Source organism: Prevotella sp. oral taxon 313 (assembly GCF_003043935.1).
GTDB classification, from domain to species: Bacteria; Bacteroidota; Bacteroidia; order Bacteroidales; family Bacteroidaceae; genus Prevotella; species Prevotella jejuni.
This window is the reverse complement of the sequence record NZ_PYXE01000001.1, coordinates 3,521,527-3,542,810: the sequence shown is the minus strand read 5'-3', so window position 1 is coordinate 3,542,810 and position 21,284 is coordinate 3,521,527. Positions and strand designations below refer to the sequence as shown.

Below are 21,284 nucleotides of genomic sequence, written 5' to 3'. Positions count from 1 at the left end.
CTAAAACAAGAGAATAATTCTAAAAAGACAATGATAATTGCAGTTGACTTCGATGGCACCATCGTAGAACATAAATATCCTAAAATCGGTAGCGAACTTCCCTTCGCTACCGATACTCTTAAAATGCTGATAAAAGATGGCCATCAACTTATCTTATGGAGTGTTAGGGAAGGGGATTTACTCCAAGAAGCTGTTGACTGGTGTCATGAACGTGGGGTCGATTTCTGGGCTGTTAACAAGGACTACCCTGAAGAGGAGAAGGAAAAGAACAATCATTTCTCCAGAAAACTAAAGGTTGAGATGTTTATTGACGACCGTAATCTTGGAGGATTACCTGATTGGGGGACTATCTATCAAATGATAACCAACCATGAGACATGGGAGAGCCGCAACTATGCTCATCGCTCTTTTGAAGATCATCAACCTCCAAAAAAGAAACACTGGTGGAATTTTTGATAATAGGACTTACTTCCCCAAGACGCACAGATCGATTTAAGAGTCTCAAAGATTGAGATTACTTAATATAAAATAGGAGATAGTCACAGTTGATTATCTCCTATTTTATATTAAGCAACTACACCTTTTCTTTATTCCAAGTAGGTTTCTATAATAATGATCAACAACAATGGTTGTTAACAAATAAAAAAATAACTGCATCTATCAAACTTTAAGGACATATTTACCAAATTCTGATATATTAGTAACAGTCTATAGTTGTTCACTTGAATCTATTTTATCTAAACTTGATTTCTGGCTTAGAGTCTTCCAGCCTCACCCAAATAACTATCCTTAAAACCAAGGAAATACAAGACACCATCCAACCCTATAGTGGTAATATTCTGTTCTGCTGTTGCCTGCACACGAGGCTTTGCATGAAATGCTATACCTAATCCTGCGTCAGATAACATAGGAAGGTCATTAGCTCCATCACCAACAGCGATAGTTTGTGCAAGATTAACCTTTTCTACTTGAGCAATTAATTTTAGTAGCTCTGCTTTCCGTTTGCCATCAACAATCTCACCAACGTAACGTCCAGTTAACTTATTATTCTCATCTATCTCAAGCTCATTTGCGTAAACATAGTCAATCCCATATTTCCGCTGAAGATATTCACCAAAATAAGTAAACCCTCCACTTAATATTGCTATCTTATATCCACACTGCTTTAACACGGTCATCAAGCGATCTACACCTTCCGTGATAGGCATTGACCTTGCTATATCCTCCATGACACTGGCATCAAGACCTTTCAATAAAGCAACACGTCGTGTGAAACTTTCTTTGAAATCTATCTCACCACGCATAGCTTGTTCTGTAATTTCAGAAACCTCTTTCCCTACTCCAGCACGCTTTGCTAATTCATCTATACATTCTGTTTGTATGAGCGTAGAATCCATATCAAAACATATAAGTCGACGCATTCGCCTATACATGGTATCCTTCTGTAAAGAGAAATCAATACCTTGTTCATGACTCATCTGCATGAGGTCTGCTTGCATCTGCCTATAATCTTTTGGAGTACCACGCAACGAGAATTCAATGCAAGCTCTCACACTTTGATTACTTTTACGTATACTTTGACGACCCGTCAAACGTAGAATAGAATCAATATTCACCCCCTGCCCTGTAATCACACGTGTTGCCCCTTCGATATTGCGTGCAGAGAGAGATCTACCGATAATGGTTAGAATATATCTATTTTTACCTTGCTCGTTAACCCAATCTTCGTATTCATTGTCTGCAACTGGGGAGAATCCAATATTTACACCAAGCTCCGTTGCCTTAAACAATAGCTCTTTCATTACTTGCCCAGCTCCTTTTTCATCAATACGAATAAGAATACCGAGTGACAATGTGGAATGGATATCTGCTTGACCAATATCTAAGACATGTGCATTATAATGTGCGAGGATAGCCATTACTGCTGTTGTCAGTCCTGGCCTATCTTGTCCTGTAATACGGATAAGGATTAGTTCTTCTTGTTCTGCCTTTGTTTCTTTCATAAATAATAGTTTGTAAATACAAAAGTACTCATTTTATATGAAATGAACAAGATTAGCACACCTTTTACTTTTGTATAGCACATCTACTATCTAATAAATAAAGAAATTAGTGCCTTATTCCCTATATAGAATGTTGATTCTCTGAACTAAGAATCTTCAAAATTATAGTACGATTAAGATTACAAAAAGTAAAGGATTTATTATGCACAATTCCTATAACATTTTAAATTTCATTTTCCTGTCATATTTAACATTTCATGCAATGACACTATAAACCAACAAGTTAGATAGACAATTCGGATGACAGGAATGACAGGAAAAATATTTTTAAAGAATGAATTACTGTCAATGCTATAAAAAAATAACTTATATGATAAAAGTGGGTCTTTTGAATTTTGAAGTGATAATAATTCGCCTAAGCTTAGGTCTCCGACGAAATGTCACACAGAGAAAAGGAGAGTATGAAGGGTTATCAAATCAAAGCACTGATAGTCACGGAGACACCATCGATGCGTGGAACAACGGAGATATTTTGCCTATTCCATTAGCAATTTATACACAAAGCGTTTCTCCCAAAAGACTAATTAGGAATCTGTACACTACACTTCCGTCTCTCTTTATGCCATCGGCACCTCCGTAATATAACCTTTGCCTCCAATCTATCCGTAACTCTGTGCACCTTATTATATAAGAGTTTTAGTTTATCATTTCATATCTCGGAAGATCAAAAAAAAACGATTATTAGAAGTCTGAGTTGGTTATATGTCAAAGGGTGAATGAATAAGAAACGAGTAAGTTTCTTTCCCTCTCTTTATTCTGCAATGCCTCAAAGAACCTTCTATGATAACAATTTTTTCGTAGAAAACGAAGTAGACGAGAAGAAATCCAAACTATAAACTTTGACTTTCTTACATCTTCGTTAGAAAATCTCTTCAAGGCTATTTTTCGTTGAGATGTTACTGCTGACAAAATTCTGGTAATCAATGCCTTTCTGTAGGATAAATCAATTTTAATGGAGTGTTGTAACTATGAAATTAAAGCTTCTCAAATAGCCATAAGATGCAATATGTGCCATACAACAAATAATCTTCAAAAATAAATCCCGATTTTTTTGGATTTCTCAAGAATGTTATATACATTTGCCAACGAGGGTATAACTAATAACAGGCTTATGGTCGTAACTCATTCTTTGAATGGATTTCACTCTCCGTCTACGGAATATATCCTTCTTTCTCGTGACGTTTGAGAGCTGGCTGAAATTAGGACAACATAATTTCAGCCATAAAATTTTATATACATTTTGAGTTATCCACTTTTTAATGCTTATTAATTTTACAGGCCCATGAGACGATATTTAAACTCATTGCCCGACCATCCAGAAAACAACGTGAAGTACCATTACGGTGGTATCAACTCTTCTTACAATCGTATCGGCAGATTGATGCTTCGTGAGGACGGAAGTGGTGCTATCGAGTATTACTATGGTAAAATGGGTGAGGTCTTTAAGACGGTACGTACGCTGATTATGCCTAATCAGGCAGTGGCAACCTACATCACACAGTGGAAATATGACAGTCATAACCGCCTATTGGAAATGATTTACCCCGATGAGGAGAAAGTAACCTATGGCTGCAACCTCGGTGGGCAGGTAGACCACGTCCGTGGTTACTAGGCTAATTTTAATACTTGAATTATTCTATTTATGTACAAAAATCAGTTATGGCAGTGTTATTCAATTTGTATACTATGAGGAAGATTTTTTTATCGACTACTTTGATAATATTAATTATAAATACTTTGTCTTCATGTAACTGTTTTTATAAACGAAAGACTTTAAGAATTGCAAATAGTATATCTGCAGCAGAATCTCAAGAGCGAGGTGCGCTTGTGTCTATATATAAAACAGATAGAACTGCAATAGTATTTGATAGTATATGTATTCACATAAAAGGATCATTTGTAGAACATCCGTATAATTACAGAGATTACAATAGTGAAGCATTAATAGTTGATAGAGATAGCTACCAATTTATAATTATCTTATCAGATAGTGATAACTTGCAAAGCAAAGGTTATGGAGAAACTTGGGAAATAGATAACATTCCTGCATTTGAAGCACCGTACACGCTTAATTATTATTTTGAAAGGCAAGTTCCACCCGATACCATTGTGGTTACAATCTATGACATTCGTGATTTACCTAAGAAAAAAGTTATAAAGGAAATATCTTTTTACAAGCCACAATAACAATAGAGAACAGAATGTATAACATTAAAACAGCAAGACTATGGTAAACCATATATAGATTGTTTGAACTTACCCATACAAGGGTATGCCCCAACACCCATATAAGGGTAACGGGCAATACCCTTGTATGGGTATTAAAAGCCGTAAGCAATAAACAGGAAAGAATAGTGTTTTATATAGTTGATAACAATAAACAATTAAAAACATGCGCAGAAGTACTGGACGTCTCGAAATTCACATGAATACTATGGGATGGAAAATCTCCGATGAACATTATGCGAACAGGAAGAAAAATGTTGGAAAATCTTTTAAAGCACCTCAAACTTGCGTTGCTCCAATGAATCTTGGTGGTGAGAAAAAACGTAATATGAATGCTGGAAAAACAAAATTAAAATCAACAGCTGTATACGGAAGAACTATTTTTTGGAAAGAAACTAAATAAAAGATTAATAATGAGATTTTGTGCTATATTGATACTTTCTGTGATTTCAATTCTAAATAGTTTAGAATTGAAATCACAAACTGTTGTAAAAATTTTAAGCAATGGTTGTAAGGTAGAGAGAAGTTTATTTCTAAACGAAAAAAAAATCGGGGTGTATAATAAACGAGGTAGATTGGTTAAATTGTCCGCAGATGAAATCAAATATCAAAAGATATTTTTAGATCAATCTTATAGCCTGATTGATTATGGAATAATTCTAAAATATCCCGAGGTCATATATAAAGATGCGTGTATTATTGCTGATATTTTGTCAAGTTATGACCCAAGCGAAATCTTATCGTTTACAAAGCCTATAGGGGAGCGAAAAAAGATTTCTATACAAGATATCAATAAGTATTACACGTATCTTGATGCCAGTGTTGACTATGTATTTAGTATTAACATTATAGTCAAGGATAGTCTTATTACTCAATATAGTTATACTTACAAACCCAATATGTCTGACGTCATTATTTCATATACATGTGTATTTACTTATGATAAAAATAACCGAATAGTAAAATTAGAAAAAATATATAGACGACACTATGAAACAAAAGAAATCATATATGAAAACAAATAACACACGATTTTTGGTAATGTTCCAAATTGGGACTTGTCAAAATAAAAAGAACAATAAACGTGGCACACAAACGCCAAGCCATCACAGCAATAAATGAAAGAATGTATAGCATTAAGAGACATTTTAAAAAAGGGTAATTCGCGCACAGGAAAAGTAGAGTAGGGATATATATATGGTATTCTAAAAGACTCTATGAAGGCATATAATAATTGGATTAAAAACCTTAAAAACAAAGGAAAGGAATTTAGGTTTGAAAACGACAAAAATGTAGATCCAGATAAGGCAATGCCAATACTTGACAGAATAAAAAAAATATTCCAACCATAGAAATTGACTTATGAAAAAGTTTGTATTATTTAATTTTTTGTTGTTACTCTTGTTTGGTTGTAAAGACGATACGAATATGATTAAATGTAAAGGAATTCCCGATGTAAATCAAGCGTTTGCTTATATGTATTTCAAAACAGAATATGAAGGATATTTGTTTGGAACCTATACAGAATATGAAGAATTATCAGAAAAAGAATTAGAAAATCCAAATAATACTCCCAAATCAACAGACGAGGCAAATATTTATAAAACTATCGATGGAGGAAAAAATTGGGTTAAAATAAATTCAAGTTTAAATTATAGTTATTTTAATATAGGTACTCAACTAAATGACTATATTTATATTTTACGAAATGATGTAAGAGAAAATTATAATTTTAGCATTGTAGCTTTTAATATAAAAAAAGAAAATATTAAAAATTATACAAATATAAAACCGATATCTGCAATTTGGACTAATAATAGTAAAATATTTTATACGAATAACAGAGGTCCAATAAAGCTATACTCATTAGATAAAAATCAAAATATAGATAGTATTGATATTGAAAATTATGCCTTACAAGGTTTAGGTATAAACGAAAAGTCATATGCAATTTTTAGTAGTGGTGAAACCTCGTATTTTGGAAGTACAGAAAAAGAAAATAAAGAAATAAGACTTTCTATAATGCCCCAAAGTATAGTAAGACAAGGTAATAATACTATAATAATTGCTGGGAACACGTTAACAGATAAAAATGAAATTTCTATAATAAGCTATAAACCCAATGCACGGCAATCGAGGGTTATAAAAATAATCAAAAATTATTCTATTATTAAAAACTTACAATCTAATGACAAAGCAATAATAGGTTTTATTGGTAATATAAAAGGTGCTTTTACAGAATACGATTTGCTTTATAGTTTAGATAAAGGCAAAACTTGGCAAATCAAAAAGTTAGAAGAGCCAAACTATGTACGCCCCAACTGTCTAATTAATAATATTGTTTATATATACAGTGGTGGTGCTAGAATGCAAAAAATAGTATTATAGTAGTGGTTGTATCTTATAAAACACATACAACATGGTAATGCTTTAATTTGGGAATTATCAGAATATATGTCTGATAATCAATGTAGTTATAAACAATTAGGTATAAAGGCAGGAATAAATTCTCTGCCTTTTGCTATTTTTGTAACCCAAAACAAAGAAAAAATGAACTTACGAGAACGCTTCGGAGCTCTATGCTCCAGATTGGGAGTTGAGTTTCAATATCCGAATTGCCACTCAAACAATATTATTAAAGTGGTAAAAGTAGTAATAGGTAAACAACGCTACCGATGTAAGAATTGCCAAAACCGTTTTATTACCGTCTACAATATACAAAGCCTATCTTCCTAACATTGATAACTGACCAAAGAGGGATTGGGCAATCACAGCACGATACTAACGTTGGGTATTATGATTTATCAGCATTCATTCTTGTTTACTCTCAAGAGATTTTGTCAGCAGCACTGCTTGCTGTTGCAGTCTGATGAGAGTTTGGTAATAGGTTTCGAGTTTACCAAGCAGTCGTTGAGCAGTGCCGACAGAATGATTAATTATTGAGGATTTTCACGACTTCGTTGTACAGAACTCTTATCTTATGAGTCAAGGCAGCAATTTCTGTTAGTTCTCTAAGCAAGTTTCTTTTGAAGGGTCTTCCATGATGACCTTAAAGGCTTCGCCCAAGAGCCTTGCTCGGATTATAAACATTGAGTTTCTTACATCTTCGTTAGAAAGTCACTTCAAAGCCACTTTTCAATGAGATATTAATATCAACAAGAGGTTGATAATCAGAACATGCTTTCTTGGGAATATGTTCTAATTGAGTGTCGCAATTAGGAAAAACAACGCCTTATCAAATACCCATGGGATGCAATTTGATACAATAAAACAAAAACCTCAAAAATAAATTCCGATTTCTTTGGATTTCTCAAGAATGTTATATACATTTGCCAATGTGGAAGTCACCCACTTACAGTGGACGACAACAGCATTTATTCTCGCATTGGTACGATGCCGATAGCGAGCGCACGGTGACCACTTGGGTAGCAGTAGTTACATCACCAACTTGGACGGTAAAGAATAGGCTGGTTAAACAACTTGCCTTACATGGAATTAAGCATTCCGATAATCAGATAGTAGGTGTAGGCGAGAATTCTGCTGGCAAAATCCTATTCCTTGAGCGAGGAAATGCGAATACGAGATTACAACATATTATATATCGGCTCAAGTTTCTTTTATGAATGATATTATGCGTTTCCAAAAAGAAGATAAGGGAAATAGAAAAGGAACAGATATAAAAGTATCTTTTAAGCAAATATATACAAAAAGAAAAGAAACTTAACTGTGCTTCTAATGGAAATCTGTAGCATAATTTGTTGTTATGCTCAGGTTTCCATAAAAAAAGATTATCATAAAATGGACATTTGGACTCAGAATCCTTTTGTCATATCTAATGATATGGAATCCAACAAGAGTTTTAATACCTTATTAGGTAGGTATTTACACCTTTCTATGACTAATGAATCTACTGATACTCTAAATAAAGATTCACTCTCTATACTGTTTTCACGACCTTCTTTTAAAGAACTAGTGAAATGCATGCTAATAAAAGATCGTGAAGACTTAAATATTTTTTATCCAGAATCGCATGAAACATGGGATGATTATAAAATAAACCTATTATATAATTGTACAGATACAACAGTTTTATATTCAATAGCAAATGATTTATTATTAAAAAAAAATGTATTAGGTCTACTTGGGATTTGGAATAATTGTAGAGTATCAAAATTGCCTGCATATCGCCAATTTGTAAAATGGTGTTGTGAAAAACGACAACAAGAGATAATAGTAATGCTAGTAATAATTAATCATAACAACGGTAATATAATAGAAGAAAAAAGATTATTAAAGTATGTAAAAACACACAATTTATATCCAAGACTACGTCTCTTATTACAAAAGAAACGCATAATAAGCTATTACGACTATTATATTATGTAAGTATGATAATTGAAGATACAGAAAGTTTTGAAACATCTTCGAGTTATTCAGCAGCATTATCCGGCAATATGAAAGATTTTAAAGAAACAACAAAAGCAAGATGGGTTTCTTTAGAACATTGGACAGTCGGTCAATTAAATAATGTTTTTCTAAAATATAGAGCAATGGAATTATCGGGACATTCTAAAATAGCTACTCCTATTGGAAATTTATTAAGAAAAAAATGATGAAAATTATTATTTGCTTGTTATTAGTATTTACATGTATTACCTGTAATAAGGGCATAATTACCCTTACAGATAATACTAGAGGTACAAATAAAAAACAACCGTACTATTCGGAGTCTGATAGCATTTTTATAAACAAAACAGGAAAGTATGCTTTAATTGTAAAGAGTGAATATAGCAAGGATACTTTAGATATCTTTGATTATCAAGAAGATCCATATTCAACTCCTATCATTCTAAAACAGGTACTTATTTTTACAGCTAATGATACAATATTAAAAGAGTATAAACTCCCAATAGCAAATACAAAAAAAAGAACTGTAAATGGCATATTTTTAAATGTATTACAAACGCCTATTTATGAGATAGGAATTGTAAAATCAAAAAAAGCATTTACTATGCTATTTGGGGATCTGATTATTGCAATGGACCCGATTGTCTGGAATTTATAGGAATATATAATTATAAAGGCGATACTATATTTGAAGGAATTACTAATAGTAACAAAGAAAGATTTAAAAAGATATTGTGCAAGCATAAAATAGATATAAATAAGAGATTAGATACTAAAGAAATAGACATTAAAGATAATGCTCAAAATTAGAAGTTGTCGAAATAAAAAAAGTAACAAATGTGACACATATGGCGAGTCACAGCAGTGATAAATAACAGAATGTATAACATTAAAACAACAAGTCTATGGTAAACCATACATAGATTGTTTGAACTTACCCATACAGGAGTATGCCCCAACACCCATATAAGGGTAACGGGCAATACCCTTATAAGGGTGTTCATCATAACCCTTATATGGGTATTAAAAGGCATAAGCAATAAACAGGAAAGAACGACGTTAAATAATTGATAACCAAAAACAATAAGAAGTTATGATTGAATTTGAAGTAAAATCAAAAAAGCAGCATATATCGGTGAACATAAGAGACAGACCCAAGACGAATACCGTATGCAGGCAATGAGGCTGATGGCTTGACTATCAATTACAAGGATAAGTACAACCAGCAGTTACAATCCATTAAAGACAATTACAAGGCATTTGACCAACCTTATAACGGTAAGGACAATGACGACTATGTGAATGGTTAGGTTTGTCTAAAAGACATTGTCGGCTGCACTCGGGAAAGCTTGAGCAAGCTCACTTTCCTCTCGTTTGCACGACAATTCTGCTGTAACGATGGCACGCCGGAAGCTGCGCAGACAAGGGCGATGGCTGGTGCGAAAGCTGCCAATGACAACTTCCATGACAAGGATGCGTACGAGAAGATGCAGTTCTACTATCATCCTGACCACTTGGGTAGCAGTAGTTACATCACCAACCTTGACGGAGAAGTGTCGCAGTACATCGAGTATGTACCATTTGGTGAGGTGTTCATAGAGGAGCGCAACAACACGTGGAACACGCCGTACCTCTTCAACGCTAAGGAGTTTGACGAGGAGACGGGTATGTATTACTATGGTGCGAGGTATTATGAGCCGAGGTTGAGTTTGTGGATGAGTGCGGATCCCTTGGAAGAAGATTATCCTAACCTATCAGCTTATGGATATTGCCATAATAACCCTATAATTTTATACGATCCAGATGGCAAAGGAGATTATTTCACTAATTCTGGGATTTATTTGGGATATGATAAAATAAACGATGGTAAAGCTTATTCTGTTACAGGTAATTTTAATATGAATGATTATCTCAATGGGAAGATTAATAAAAAAACTTCAATATCTGAAATTAATTTAAATAGCAACATTGGGCAATTAGCTAGAATTGGTTATGCCGAATTTAGAGGGGGAAATTCTACGGAGCAACTAGTAGGAATGGATATAGTAATGAACAGAGTTGAGTCTGATAAATTTCCAAATACTATAGAGGGTGTTATAACACAACCATGGCAGTTCTCTTCATTAAATAAGAATGACAATAATCGGATTTTCTATACCAATCCTAGCGAGACACTTAAGATTCAAAGTGGGAAGCATAAAGGCGAGTTAGACAAACTGAATCATAATGCGTGGGTTAGAAGTTTATCTAATGCTATCAAGGTATATAAAGGAAGTGAACGGGGAATCAGTAAATCGGCTTTGTTATATTATAGTCCAAGATCGATGTCAAGGGATAAGAAAGGTAATCCTACCATCCCTAAATGGGACTTTAACAAGTTAAAGGAAATATACGTAGCTGGAGTTAGAGCATCATATATTAAGATGTATACTTACAAAGAATCGAAAAAGAAATGTCAAAGAAAATGAATATTTTAAAGTGTATGTGGTTATTAATTATGTCATTTAATATAACCGTTACCCATGCTCAAAGGGAATCAATTAGTTCTTTAAAGGACAACTCACTTCAATGTGTACAAAAATTCCCTTTGGGAGAAAATAAAACCTCCTTTTTAAATGTTTATCAGGATACTATTAATAATTATGTGATGTTCAAAACGATTAGATATTATGGTAAAAACTTTTCGGAAATCGGAACTATATCAGGTGCGGGGAATATTGATTTTAAAGATGGAAAAATCTCTTTAAAATCATATTATTTCGAACCTAATAATAAAGTATATGCTATAGAAATGTATGTAAAGGGTTCCACGTATGGGGCTTCTATGCTCTTTATAATTTATGAGACCGATGGCCTTGGGAACTGGGAGATAATAAGATGTCCTTTCGAGTCTTTTAGAATCGTAACTAACAAAGCTAATATTTCAAAAATAATACGTTATGAGGACGGTAGATTTTTTAGTTATTATACCTTTAAAGATAGAGTAATACAACGAATAGGGAATAGGTTGTAATGCTCAAAAACGGGACAGGTCAAAACAATCACCTGATTTTCAAAAGATTATTAAAGATTAGGCATAAAGGCAGGGAAAAATTCTCTGCCTTTTTCTATATTTGTAACCCAAAACAAAGAAAAGTGAATATACAAGAACGCTTCGGCACTTTATGCTCCAGATTGGGAATTGAGATTCAATGTCCGCATTGCCACTCAAACAATATTATTAAAGTGGTAAAAGTAGTAATAGGTAAACAACGCTACCGATGTAAGAATTGCCAAAACCGTTTTATTACCGTCTACAACATACAAAGCCTATCTTCCTAACATTGATAACTGACCAAAGAGGGATTGGGCAATCACAGCACGATACTAACGTTGGGCATTATGATTTATCAGCATCCATTCTTGTTTACTCTCAAGGGATTTTGTCAGCAGCACTGCTTGCTGTTGCAGTCTGATGAGAGTTTGGTAATAGGTTTCGAGTTTTCCAAGCAGTCGTTGAGCAGTGGCGACAGAATGATTAATTATTGAGGATTTTCACGATTTCGTTGTACAGAACACCTATCTTATGAGTCAAGGCAACGATTTCTGTTAGTTCTCTAAGTAAGTTTCTTTTGAAGGGTCTTTCGTGATGAACTTAAAATCTTCGCCCAAGAGCCTTGCTCGGATTATTAACATTGAGTTTCTTACATTCTCGTTAGTAAATCACTTCAAAGCCACTTTTCAATGAGATATTAATATCGACAAGAGGTTGATAATCAGAACATGCCTTCTTGGTAATATGTTCTAATTGAGTGTCGCAATTAGTAAAAACGAAGCCTTCTCAAATAGCCATGGGATGCAAGATGTCCTATAAAACAAAAACCTCAAAAATAAATTTCGATTTCTTTGGATTTCTCAAGAATGTTATATACATTTGCCAATGTAGAAATCATCCGCTTACAGTGGACGACAACAGCATGTATTCTCGCATTGCTACGATGCCGATAGCAAGCGCACAGTGAAAACGAGTGGCGAGCATGAAGCCATCTATGTGAATTATCGTGCAAGTCGAGTACAATACTAAGCTTGCTTCAATGATGACTATTAATGGCACAAAGGATTTAGGAAAATAGGAAAGGACATCTGCAAGAAAATGTAGTAGATATTCAAGCACTCCAAGATATTCTAAAGAACCTCCAGCTAAACTAACCAAATTACGTGATGGACAGGAATGGAAAAATAAAAAAGGAAATATTTGGGAAAAGACAGAAAACATAAAACCCATTATGATGTTACAAATCCTAAAACAGGAAAAAGGTTAACAGGGTTGATTATAATGGTAACCAAATATCACCAAATTGATCTAAAAATAAAACAAAAAATTATGCAACACCCATATAAAAAATACGAGCAGGATAAAACCTGGGGTATAGTAAATAATTTAATAAACGATTTGTTAGATAACAATGATATTGAACTACAGACACCTATAGAGTATGTTGTAGGCTATATATGTAAAGGCTTGTTAGATAGTAATAATCTAAATCGGAGTTGTCAAAAAAAGAATAACAAATATTGAATGAAAAAAGTTGTACGGGCAAACCATCGTATGAGTTTAGAGGTTGGGGAAGTGCAACAAATAATTTTAATGCCGGTGGCGTAAAGAACTACCAAAAAGATATTGAAACAATGGTAAAAGAAGCGAAACCACGCAACTAATAATTTAGAGAGAGCAGAGAGCGCTCTCTTCCCCCTCTAATATTTAATGATGAATATGAGAGAAATGCAATTAACATTATGCACTATTATAGCAATACTATTTGTGTGCTGTACAAATGGCAGTCAAAACAAGAATATAAACACATCCTATTCAATAGACGATGTAGTTGTTGATTTAGAAACGATGTGTTTAACGTATCAAAATAAGAATATTGTTTTTTCTTTAAAGGAAAGAACCAATACTTTAGTAAACGATTATCAATTAAAATTCTTGGGCTCATTGCAATTAGAAAATGAACATTATGAGTTATTGCAAAAGACAATTTTATCAGGGCAAGAATTTGACTCCCAAAGATCTAACGTTTCCATTGTGTTATTTTTAAATAATAAGTTATATGGTGAATTTACTGGTTTAAGTAATATTTATTCTGTAAATGTTCAATCAAACACAATTTGTATTTACAATAAGGAAACAAATTATACAACCAAATTTGAAATAACTGATACTATTCCTGTTCAGTTATTTATTCCATATACTATAAAGGATTCCATTCCAAGAGGTGATATCTTATATTTAAATAAACATATTAATCGTTAATTATTCTGCCTTTCATTAATCCATTCAACACAGCTTTTTCTATAAACGCTAAAGGTTGGCTACGACAAGTTTGAGCAGCGCACTTACTTGAAGTATTGCAACGGAGCGGAAACCTTCTACAGCTACTACTCTACACGCAGACGTTTGCAAAACCTTGTAGTGAATGCTAAGGCAGGTACTATTATGAACGATACTTGGGTCTATGGTAAAAAAGAATTTTATGAAGGGATTATTGGATGGTAATGTTGTAACTTCTTTCATAAGAAGTTATAATACAAATGTGGGTATTAGGAAAAATAAAGATGGAAATTATAATTAAAATGATACTGTCACAAATACAACAGGATGGGAGTCTGGCTCCCGATTGCGAAAAGATAATAATCATGATGGATAACACGATGCCATTATACCCTACAAAATGAGAGGAGAAGGTATAAGACTCGGTGGTAACATTAAAGAAATATGAAAATGGACAGAAATAGTAAGGATAGAAGACTAAAATGTATGATTTGCTCTTTATGCGTCATATTAATAATATTTGGCTGTGCTGATAAACAGAATAGATATGGCATAAATTTTAACGACCAAAGGAGTATTATAAAGTTACCTCTATTGGATTCTTCTTGGAAATACTACCCCTCCTATACATCTGAGGGAGGTACTTGGGTTAATCCGCAAAAAAAGGACGGAGTACCTTGTTATTTTCAAAAGCGCAATTTAATAAAGAACAATAGGATAATTTGTGAAAGTGATATATATTTGGGAGACAAAACTTACATGACGATAGATGGAAGTATACGAGAGTCTTTGACTATTACATACTATTTCGAAAAAAAGAAATGGGAATACGTCTATCATACTGCTAAAAGAAATTACAATAGTAGTAACAGCCCTTCTCGAATTAAAAAATTATATAATAGCGTTGATATCGTACTATCAAAGTGTGAAGCGGACTCTATACTCTTCTCTTGGGATTTATGATTGAATTGTGAATAGTGATAACCATGTCAATGTTATTGAATATGATTATTTAGGTTCAGCAAAAGAGAGTGTAATCAGACTCTTCTGATAGTTTCTCCAAGTAAGGTTCTTTTGCAGGGTCTTGGGTGATGACCTTAAAAGATTCACCAAGAAGCCTTGCTCGGACAAAGTCGCTCTTTGTCTTTGCTCCCGACTTGCGGTAAAGTCTGATAAGTTTCTGCTGGTCTTCGGGGTTCGGTATTCTGATGTGCCATCTGTCCCATCTTGGGCAGGTGGCACATCTGCCGTCTGGCTTCTTTTGTTTCTGCTTTTTCATTGCTTTTTAATCACGACTTTGGAGTGATTTAACCCCCATTTGGGGCAAGGGTCTTTGTGGTACAAATGGCAATTTGTGGTACAAAGACACGCCTTGCCAGTATAAAGAAATGATACTTTTGCTGTTGATATTACCTCCCGATATTTCTTGACCAAAGTTCAGACTTATCGACTTGTCGATTTCTTGACTTATCGATTTATCGACTTGTCAACTGAGTTAAGTCTGTAGTTTGGTCAGTGAGTCAATTTTGACCTGAGTTAAAACTAACTTACTGACCAGCTGACTTATTGATTTACTTTATTCTTGACCATACCCTTGACTTAAGTTATGACTTCTTGCGACACGTTTTGTTAGCCTTCCTTCTTGCGTATTGGGTAATAGTGCCTTTCGAGCATGGCTTGTATGTCGCTTTGCCTGTAGAGTATCTTGCCTCCGATTTTGCAATAGGCAATCGTTCCGCTGTCCCGATAGTCTTGAAGTGTACGGGTACTCAGACGTAACAGACTGCAAACTTCCTCGCCCGTGAGGTAAACCTCTCCGCCAAGCATAGGGCGAGCCGCCAAGCAATAACGCTCCAACTTCTTCAATGTGCCCTGCATCAGCTGTGCAAACATCTGCATCTGAGAGTCTTTCTGTGTAACGATTTCGTTCTCTGTCATAGTTCATTCACTTTTTGCGTTCAGTAAATCTGTGATGTCACTCTCCTTATAATAACACTTATGCCCAATGATGGAAAAGGGTATTATGCCTGTATCCCGATAAGATTACAGGGTACGCTTGCTGATGCCGAGTCTGCGACATACGGCTTCGTTGTTGAGCCATTCGTCTGTTTCGGGCGGATTGCCGATGAATTGTTCGATACGATGGACAAAGTCTGCAAAGTCGGAGCAGTGCTGCTCCCATGCCTTGCGGTCGATAATGATGAGTTTCATTGCTTTCTTTTTGTTTTGATTACGTTATTGTTACTCGGCAAACAAACTCATATACAGTCTGTTGCCACTATAGTTGTGTGCAAAGGTAAGCGTAGAACTGCATTGAACAAAGCAACGCAGAAAAGCAAGGAAATAGAAGGATGAGAAGAGAAATTAGTTTGTCAGTCTGAAAAGCTCCTAAGCTTTCATCAAAAAGCTCTTAAGCTTTTTGTAAATAACTTATAAGCTTTTGTCAGATTACTTATAAGCTTTTCATAGAAAGCTCATAAACTTTAAGCGCAAAGGCTGTTAGCTTTCCCTATCAGATTTGGAGCTGTCGCTGAAAAACTCTTATGTTCTGTATAAGAATGGTATGATTGCGGTAATGAGAAGAGGTTCCGGTTCGTTTCATATCAACGAAAATGAAAGCAGGTAACTCGCGAGAGTTCGACAATTCAACATATCGGTCGTCCGATAGTTCGATAAATAGATAGTTCGAACGATAGACCGTTTGGACGAACGTAAGATTTATCTATCTCTCTGTAGTTAGATAGATAAATCGTCCGTACAATTGGCAGGTAGAATGTTTATTCTATGCGCTTGCGTCCAAAGAGCCTGAGTATGCCGTATTCGTTCGGGCATTCATAGAGTTCAGTAGTAGAAATGATTTTACACGCGAGGCTTTGTTATATTCTGCGAGAGGTATATCTCTTACTACATTTACTTACATCTCTATAAGCGTATCAAAATAATTGTTCTATATGCCAAAGATATCACTAAGAAGAATAAAAAGATATTATAAAAGGACGGATGATAAATCCTTAAGATTGGGTATAATAGTTATTAAATCAGCGCTTATAACATACATAGAATCAACAGGTTAAAAAAGGCATTAAAGAAAGTGCTCTTCTTGCTCCAAGAAGGGCGTGTTCAACACACAAGAAAGGCATGTTCTGCAATCTAATTAAGCCTTTTCTATTTGCTCAAAGGGCATGTGTATGATTTGAAGGCACAAAGAATATTGACAACAAGAATAAGATATTCACTCTCTCCCCCACCCTTTTCTGAATGAAAGGAGATGTCGGACAGGGTTAAGCTCGACATGACCTTGTATGTATAGAGCAAAAGAATTAGTTTCACCTCGTCTCCTATTAGACTCACCCCTACAATCTACAGGACTCTGCTCCTACTCTTCTCCACGCCTACAATCAATGACCGAAGGGAAATAATGGAGAAGGGAAAGAGCTTGAAACATAACCCTTCTTACTTTTGTATGCTCCACCATTCATTATATATGAAGATCTTTTTAAAAGTAAAAACCATTTAGAAGGACTAAGATTTGTAGGACACAAAATCCACAGCTGAAACATAGCAAAGAGTGCACTGACGGCAAGAAATTATAATGATAGGTGTTAAACGTAGAATAACAAAGATAGGAGTCAACTACATTTTTAATTCTTGAATGAAACAAAAGGGCTTTCACTCAAAAACACATGTCTTTTATTAAGGAGAAACGAAGTATGCAGTTATGGAATTAAAGGAAATTTTAATATAAAATGTAATATAGGACAAAAAAAGTTTGCAATCTCAATAAATAATAATTATCTTTGTGGCCAATAGACGTAATACTCTTTATCTATTGTAGAACCTAAACAATCTTTTAAAGTTTATATACCTATTCTAATATAAGATTTCAGCGAAGAATAAAATACGTATAGTTTAACAAGACAGTTATTCAAAAATGTTTTAATAATCACAAGAGATCTATGGAAAAAAGAATTGCTCTATTCTTGTTTGGTCTGATTCTGTCGTTAGGCACAGCATTCGGACAGACAAAGATTAATGGAACCGTAGTTTCTCAGGGAGATGGAGAAGCCATCATCGGTGCGTCTGTCATGGTACAAGGTACTACGACGGGTACTGTCACTGATATAGACGGCCGTTTCTCAATCGATGTCCCTGCAGGAAAGAAACTCGTAGTCAGTTACATTGGTATGGTCACACAGACCCTTACGCCTAAAGACGGCATGAAGGTTGCCCTAAGCAATGACGACCATCAGCTTACGGAAGTTGTCGTAACGGGTATGACCCAACAAGACAAACGACTCTTCTCTGGTGCAGCCACCAAGATTGATGCTTCAAAAGCAAAACTCGATGGTATGGCAGACGTGAGTCGTTCGCTCGAAGGTCGTGCGGCAGGTGTGAGTGTTCAAAACGTGTCAGGAACATTCGGTACGGCACCGAAGATTCGTGTACGTGGTGCTACCTCTATCTATGGTTCCTCAAAACCACTCTGGGTAGTTGATGGTGTCATCATGGAAGATGTAACAGAGGTCAATGCCGACAACTTGTCATCAGGAGATGCTGCAACACTTATCTCTTCTGCTATTGCAGGACTAAATGCTGACGACATCGAAAGCTTCCAGATTCTGAAGGACGGTTCTGCAACATCTATCTATGGTGCACGTGCCATGGGTGGTGTGATTGTTGTGACAACAAAGAAAGGTAAGGCTGGTAATAACCGTATTAGCTATACCGGTGAGTTTACGATGCGTATGCGTCCAAGCTACTCACAATTTAATATCATGAACTCACAGGAACAAATGGGTATTTATAAAGAGATGGCTGCTGATGGCTTATTCTCCTTTTCACGCACGATGCGTGCAGCCACAAGTGGTATCTACGGTAAGATGTACACACTGCTGAATACTTACGATGAAACTAACGGACGATTTGGTATTGCAAATAACCCAACTGCTATTAATGATTATCTTCGTGAAGCAGAGATGCGTAATACCAACTGGTTCAAAGAGCTTTTCAGCAATTCTGTCTCTATGAACCATTCTATCTCTATGTCATCTGGTACGGAGAAAGCTCAATATTATACATCATTCTCATTCATGGATGACCCAGGATGGACTGAGCAGAGCAAGGTTCGTCGTATGACTTACTCTGTCAATGCAAACTATAACCTAAGTAAGAAAGTTTCCTTAAATCTTATTGGTAACACTTCATATCGTAAGCAACGTGCCCCTGGTTCAGTTAATCAAGATGTAAACGTGGTAACGGGTGAGGTAAATCGTGGCTTTGACATCAATCCTTATTCTTATGCTATTAACACCTCACGTGCCTTAGATCCAAATACTTTCTATGTTCGCAACTATGCACCTTTTAATATACATCATGAGTTAGCAAATAATTTCATTGACTTTGATGTTCTCGATTTGAAGATGCAAGCAGAATTGAAGTATAAACCTATCAGTAAGGTACAAATCGCTCTCCTTGGTGCATATAAGTATTCTATCACTTCTCAAGCTTACCAGATTCGTGAAGGCTCTAACATGGCTATGGCTTATCGCGCTATGGACGACGCTACTATTCGCAATGCGAACCCTTGGTTGTATCTTGATCCAGACCAGCCTAACTCTTTGAAATACTCTGTATTACCTAAGGGAGGTTTCTATGACGAAACAAAGTATCGCATGAATAGCTGGGACTTCCGTGCAACGGCAAGCTATAATGATGTATTCAACGAGAAACATATCTTGAACCTCTATGGAGGTATGGAGATTAACAATACAAAACGTAACCGTAGTTTCTTTGAAGGCGTGGGTATGCAGTACGGATTAGGTTTCTTAGCTAATTACGACTATCATTATTTCAAGCATGCTGTAGAAGAGAATATGTTGTATTATAGTCTCTCTAATAGCTACAACCGTGACGTGTCTTTCTTCGGTACAGCAAACTATTCATGGAAGGGACGTTATGCTGCCAACTTTACAACTCGTTATGAAGGAAGTAACCGACTCGGTAAAGCTCGCACGGCTCGATGGCTACCTACATGGAACGTGTCAGGTGTGTGGAATGCACATGAGGAGCCATGGTTCCAAAAGACATTTAAGAGTGCAATGACACACGCTACCTTACGTATGTCATACTCTCTGACGGGTGATAAACCTGCTGTTACCAATTCGCAGGTGATGATTACAAGTACAAATTTCTGGCGTCCTTTTGCTATTGATAAAGAGTCTGGATTAGAGATTTGGCACTTTGCTAACCCTGATCTTACTTATGAAAAGAAACATGAGTTTAACATTGGTGTAGACTTAGGATTCTTGAATAACCGCTTGAATGTTGTATTCGACTGGTACACACGTAATAACTACGACCTTATTGGTCCACGTACGACAAATGGTACGAAGGGTACAATTACTGAATATGCTAACGTTGCAAGTATGAAGTCGCATGGTGAGGAACTGTCTATCTCAAGTAAGAACATCATGACGAAGAATTTCCAATGGACTACTGACTTTATCTTCTCTCATGTAAATACACGTGTAACCGACCTCGATAGCCGTTCACGTATTATGTCAATGGTGAGTGGAGGCGGTTTCACAATGGTAGGTTATCCTTATCGTGCACTCTTCTCTTGGGATTTCAAGGGACTTAACGAGCATGGAATACCACAGGTTATCAACCAGAATGGTAACCTTACAACAAGTGGTGTGGATTTCCAAAGCTATAACCTCGACCATTTAGTCTATGAGGGTCCAACAGATCCAACGATTACAGGCTCATTTGGTAACACATTCTCTTATAAAGGCTGGCACTTGAGTATCTTTGCCACTTACGCTTTTGGTAATAAGGTACGCCTTGACCCATTCTTTAGCACAGGCTATTCTGATATGTCTGCAATGCCTAAGGAGTTCCGTAATCGATGGACTGAGGCTGGTGATGAGAAGCATACGAATATCCCTGCTATAGCTGACCTTAGATCATTACAACAAGATGGCTATTTGTATCGTGCTTATAACGCATACAACTACTCAACGGAGCGTATTGCCAAAGGAGACTTTATTCGTATGAAGGAAATATCACTGAGTTATGATTTCCCTGTACAGATGATAAGACATCTTTCATTAAGTTCATTGAGCTTAAAGCTCCAGGCTACTAACCTCTTCTTGATTTATTCTGATAAGAAACTCAATGGTCAGGACCCTGAATTCTATAATGCAGGTGGTGTGGCTCTACCTGTTCCTCGTCAGCTCACACTGACATTGCGTCTCGGAATCTGATACAAACAT

Annotated in this window: 19 protein-coding genes and 5 pseudogenes; 18 read left to right on the top strand and 6 right to left on the bottom strand. The window is 35.5% G+C overall.

Annotated features, from left to right (window positions below; translation table 11 throughout):
* Window positions 1-30 precede the first annotated feature (30 nt).
* Window positions 31-456, top strand: coding sequence for a BT0820 family HAD-type phosphatase (locus tag AXF23_RS13980; RefSeq protein ID WP_009011974.1), 426 nt, complete (start codon window positions 31-33; stop codon window positions 454-456).
* Window positions 457-755: 299 nt separating this feature from the next.
* Here the strand turns inward: AXF23_RS13980 and serB are convergent, their stop codons facing one another.
* Window positions 756-2,003, bottom strand: coding sequence for a phosphoserine phosphatase SerB (serB, locus tag AXF23_RS13975; RefSeq protein ID WP_107625729.1), 1,248 nt, complete (start codon window positions 2,001-2,003; stop codon window positions 756-758).
* 1,342 nt (window positions 2,004-3,345) lie between these two features.
* Here serB and AXF23_RS13965 point away from each other — a divergent pair.
* The 6 genes from AXF23_RS13965 to AXF23_RS13945 all read left to right on the top strand — a co-directional run bounded on the left by AXF23_RS13965 (window position 3,346) and on the right by AXF23_RS13945 (window position 6,677).
* Window positions 3,346-3,675, top strand: a complete 330-nt coding sequence (locus AXF23_RS13965; protein WP_009011971.1) for a hypothetical protein — start codon at window positions 3,346-3,348, stop codon at window positions 3,673-3,675.
* A gap of 74 nt (window positions 3,676-3,749) precedes the next feature.
* Window positions 3,750-4,250 carry a hypothetical protein gene (locus tag AXF23_RS13960; protein WP_232214084.1) on the top strand — a complete coding sequence of 167 codons (501 nt, stop codon included), beginning with the start codon at window positions 3,750-3,752 and terminating at the stop codon, window positions 4,248-4,250.
* A gap of 205 nt (window positions 4,251-4,455) precedes the next feature.
* The gene (locus AXF23_RS13955; protein WP_107625727.1) at window positions 4,456-4,692 is read left to right on the top strand and encodes a hypothetical protein; all 237 of its coding nucleotides are present in this window, start codon (window positions 4,456-4,458) and stop codon (window positions 4,690-4,692) included.
* Window positions 4,693-4,702: 10 nt separating this feature from the next.
* Complete coding sequence (locus tag AXF23_RS13950) at window positions 4,703-5,314, top strand: hypothetical protein (RefSeq protein ID WP_107625726.1); 612 nt, start codon at window positions 4,703-4,705, stop codon at window positions 5,312-5,314.
* Between the two features lie 192 nt (window positions 5,315-5,506).
* Entirely contained in the window at window positions 5,507-5,641 is a 135-nt protein-coding gene (locus tag AXF23_RS16510; RefSeq protein ID WP_255413679.1) for a hypothetical protein, read from the top strand.
* A gap of 10 nt (window positions 5,642-5,651) precedes the next feature.
* The gene (locus AXF23_RS13945; protein WP_107625725.1) at window positions 5,652-6,677 is read left to right on the top strand and encodes a beta propeller repeat protein; all 1,026 of its coding nucleotides are present in this window, start codon (window positions 5,652-5,654) and stop codon (window positions 6,675-6,677) included.
* A gap of 423 nt (window positions 6,678-7,100) precedes the next feature.
* Here AXF23_RS13945 and AXF23_RS16420 read toward each other — a convergent pair.
* Window positions 7,101-7,370, bottom strand: a pseudogene (locus AXF23_RS16420) (hypothetical protein); the annotation flags it as partial.
* A 254-nt stretch (window positions 7,371-7,624) separates the two neighbouring features.
* Here AXF23_RS16420 and AXF23_RS13940 point away from each other — a divergent pair.
* The 8 genes and pseudogenes from AXF23_RS13940 (at window position 7,625) to AXF23_RS16645 (ending at window position 12,017) form a co-directional block, all read left to right on the top strand.
* Window positions 7,625-7,912, top strand: coding sequence for a hypothetical protein (locus tag AXF23_RS13940; protein WP_107625724.1), 288 nt, complete (start codon window positions 7,625-7,627; stop codon window positions 7,910-7,912).
* Window positions 7,913-8,087: 175 nt separating this feature from the next.
* On the top strand, window positions 8,088-8,675 hold the full coding sequence (locus AXF23_RS13935; RefSeq protein WP_146156751.1) for a hypothetical protein: 588 nt from the start codon (window positions 8,088-8,090) through the stop codon (window positions 8,673-8,675).
* A gap of 2 nt (window positions 8,676-8,677) precedes the next feature.
* Entirely contained in the window at window positions 8,678-8,902 is a 225-nt protein-coding gene (locus tag AXF23_RS13930; protein WP_107625722.1) for a hypothetical protein, read from the top strand.
* Window positions 8,899-9,354, top strand: coding sequence for a hypothetical protein (locus AXF23_RS13925; protein WP_146156750.1), 456 nt, complete (start codon window positions 8,899-8,901; stop codon window positions 9,352-9,354). The genes AXF23_RS13930 and AXF23_RS13925 overlap by 4 nt, the downstream gene beginning before the upstream one ends.
* A 493-nt stretch (window positions 9,355-9,847) precedes the next feature.
* A pseudogene (locus tag AXF23_RS13920) lies at window positions 9,848-10,495 on the top strand (RHS repeat domain-containing protein); the annotation flags it as partial.
* A gap of 99 nt (window positions 10,496-10,594) precedes the next feature.
* Window positions 10,595-11,164 (top strand): cell wall hydrolase, encoded by a 570-nt coding sequence (locus AXF23_RS16415; RefSeq protein WP_370445516.1) that lies wholly within the window; start codon window positions 10,595-10,597, stop codon window positions 11,162-11,164.
* Window positions 11,149-11,709, top strand: a complete 561-nt coding sequence (locus tag AXF23_RS13915; protein ID WP_233251317.1) for an electron transporter RnfC — start codon at window positions 11,149-11,151, stop codon at window positions 11,707-11,709. Before AXF23_RS16415 ends, AXF23_RS13915 begins: the two co-directional genes overlap by 16 nt.
* Entirely contained in the window at window positions 11,709-12,017 is a 309-nt protein-coding gene (locus AXF23_RS16645) for an IS1/IS1595 family N-terminal zinc-binding domain-containing protein (protein ID WP_107625720.1), read from the top strand. Before AXF23_RS13915 ends, AXF23_RS16645 begins: the two co-directional genes overlap by 1 nt.
* Before the next feature lie 45 nt (window positions 12,018-12,062).
* Here the strand turns inward: AXF23_RS16645 and AXF23_RS16410 are convergent.
* Window positions 12,063-12,362 (bottom strand): annotated as a pseudogene (locus AXF23_RS16410) (hypothetical protein); the annotation flags it as partial.
* Window positions 12,363-12,930: 568 nt separating this feature from the next.
* On the opposite strand from AXF23_RS16410, the gene AXF23_RS13900 reads away from it, so the two are divergent.
* Window positions 12,931-13,254 carry a hypothetical protein gene (locus tag AXF23_RS13900; RefSeq protein ID WP_107625719.1) on the top strand — a complete coding sequence of 108 codons (324 nt, stop codon included), beginning with the start codon at window positions 12,931-12,933 and terminating at the stop codon, window positions 13,252-13,254.
* Between the two features lie 195 nt (window positions 13,255-13,449).
* Window positions 13,450-13,992, top strand: a complete 543-nt coding sequence (locus tag AXF23_RS13895) for a hypothetical protein (RefSeq protein ID WP_146156749.1) — start codon at window positions 13,450-13,452, stop codon at window positions 13,990-13,992.
* Window positions 13,993-15,055: 1,063 nt separating this feature from the next.
* On the opposite strand, the pseudogene AXF23_RS13885 reads toward AXF23_RS13895, so the two are convergent.
* The 3 genes and pseudogenes from AXF23_RS13885 to AXF23_RS13875 form a co-directional block, all read right to left on the bottom strand.
* A pseudogene (locus AXF23_RS13885) lies at window positions 15,056-15,289 on the bottom strand (hypothetical protein); the annotation flags it as partial.
* 350 nt (window positions 15,290-15,639) lie between these two features.
* On the bottom strand, window positions 15,640-15,948 hold the full coding sequence (locus AXF23_RS13880; RefSeq protein ID WP_107625716.1) for a helix-turn-helix domain-containing protein: 309 nt from the start codon (window positions 15,946-15,948) through the stop codon (window positions 15,640-15,642).
* A 3-nt stretch (window positions 15,949-15,951) separates the two neighbouring features.
* Window positions 15,952-16,221, bottom strand: a pseudogene (locus AXF23_RS13875) (helix-turn-helix domain-containing protein).
* A 1,745-nt stretch (window positions 16,222-17,966) separates the two neighbouring features.
* Between AXF23_RS13875 and AXF23_RS13870 the strand changes: the two are divergent.
* Window positions 17,967-21,275: a SusC/RagA family TonB-linked outer membrane protein gene (locus AXF23_RS13870; protein ID WP_107625715.1), complete on the top strand. Its 3,309-nt coding sequence runs from the start codon at window positions 17,967-17,969 to the stop codon at window positions 21,273-21,275.
* Window positions 21,276-21,284: the final 9 nt, after the last annotated feature.

Bases quoted from the DNA above. Each gene is read 5' to 3' on its own strand.
- AXF23_RS13980 (WP_009011974.1), top strand. From the start codon at position 31: ATGATAATTGCAGTTGACTTCGATGGCACCATCGTAGAACATAAATAT.
- serB (WP_107625729.1), bottom strand. From the start codon at position 2,003: ATGAAAGAAACAAAGGCAGAACAAGAAGAACTAATCCTTATCCGTATT.
- AXF23_RS13965 (WP_009011971.1), top strand. From the start codon at position 3,346: ATGAGACGATATTTAAACTCATTGCCCGACCATCCAGAAAACAACGTG.
- AXF23_RS13960 (WP_232214084.1), top strand. From the start codon at position 3,750: ATGAGGAAGATTTTTTTATCGACTACTTTGATAATATTAATTATAAAT.
- AXF23_RS13955 (WP_107625727.1), top strand. From the start codon at position 4,456: ATGCGCAGAAGTACTGGACGTCTCGAAATTCACATGAATACTATGGGA.
- AXF23_RS13950 (WP_107625726.1), top strand. From the start codon at position 4,703: ATGAGATTTTGTGCTATATTGATACTTTCTGTGATTTCAATTCTAAAT.
- AXF23_RS16510 (WP_255413679.1), top strand. From the start codon at position 5,507: ATGAAGGCATATAATAATTGGATTAAAAACCTTAAAAACAAAGGAAAG.
- AXF23_RS13945 (WP_107625725.1), top strand. From the start codon at position 5,652: ATGAAAAAGTTTGTATTATTTAATTTTTTGTTGTTACTCTTGTTTGGT.
- AXF23_RS13940 (WP_107625724.1), top strand. From the start codon at position 7,625: ATGTGGAAGTCACCCACTTACAGTGGACGACAACAGCATTTATTCTCG.
- AXF23_RS13935 (WP_146156751.1), top strand. From the start codon at position 8,088: ATGGACATTTGGACTCAGAATCCTTTTGTCATATCTAATGATATGGAA.
- AXF23_RS13930 (WP_107625722.1), top strand. From the start codon at position 8,678: ATGATAATTGAAGATACAGAAAGTTTTGAAACATCTTCGAGTTATTCA.
- AXF23_RS13925 (WP_146156750.1), top strand. From the start codon at position 8,899: ATGATGAAAATTATTATTTGCTTGTTATTAGTATTTACATGTATTACC.
- AXF23_RS16415 (WP_370445516.1), top strand. From the start codon at position 10,595: ATGAATGATTATCTCAATGGGAAGATTAATAAAAAAACTTCAATATCT.
- AXF23_RS13915 (WP_233251317.1), top strand. From the start codon at position 11,149: ATGTCAAAGAAAATGAATATTTTAAAGTGTATGTGGTTATTAATTATG.
- AXF23_RS16645 (WP_107625720.1), top strand. From the start codon at position 11,709: ATGCTCAAAAACGGGACAGGTCAAAACAATCACCTGATTTTCAAAAGA.
- AXF23_RS13895 (WP_146156749.1), top strand. From the start codon at position 13,450: ATGAGAGAAATGCAATTAACATTATGCACTATTATAGCAATACTATTT.
- AXF23_RS13880 (WP_107625716.1), bottom strand. From the start codon at position 15,948: ATGACAGAGAACGAAATCGTTACACAGAAAGACTCTCAGATGCAGATG.
- AXF23_RS13870 (WP_107625715.1), top strand. From the start codon at position 17,967: ATGGAAAAAAGAATTGCTCTATTCTTGTTTGGTCTGATTCTGTCGTTA.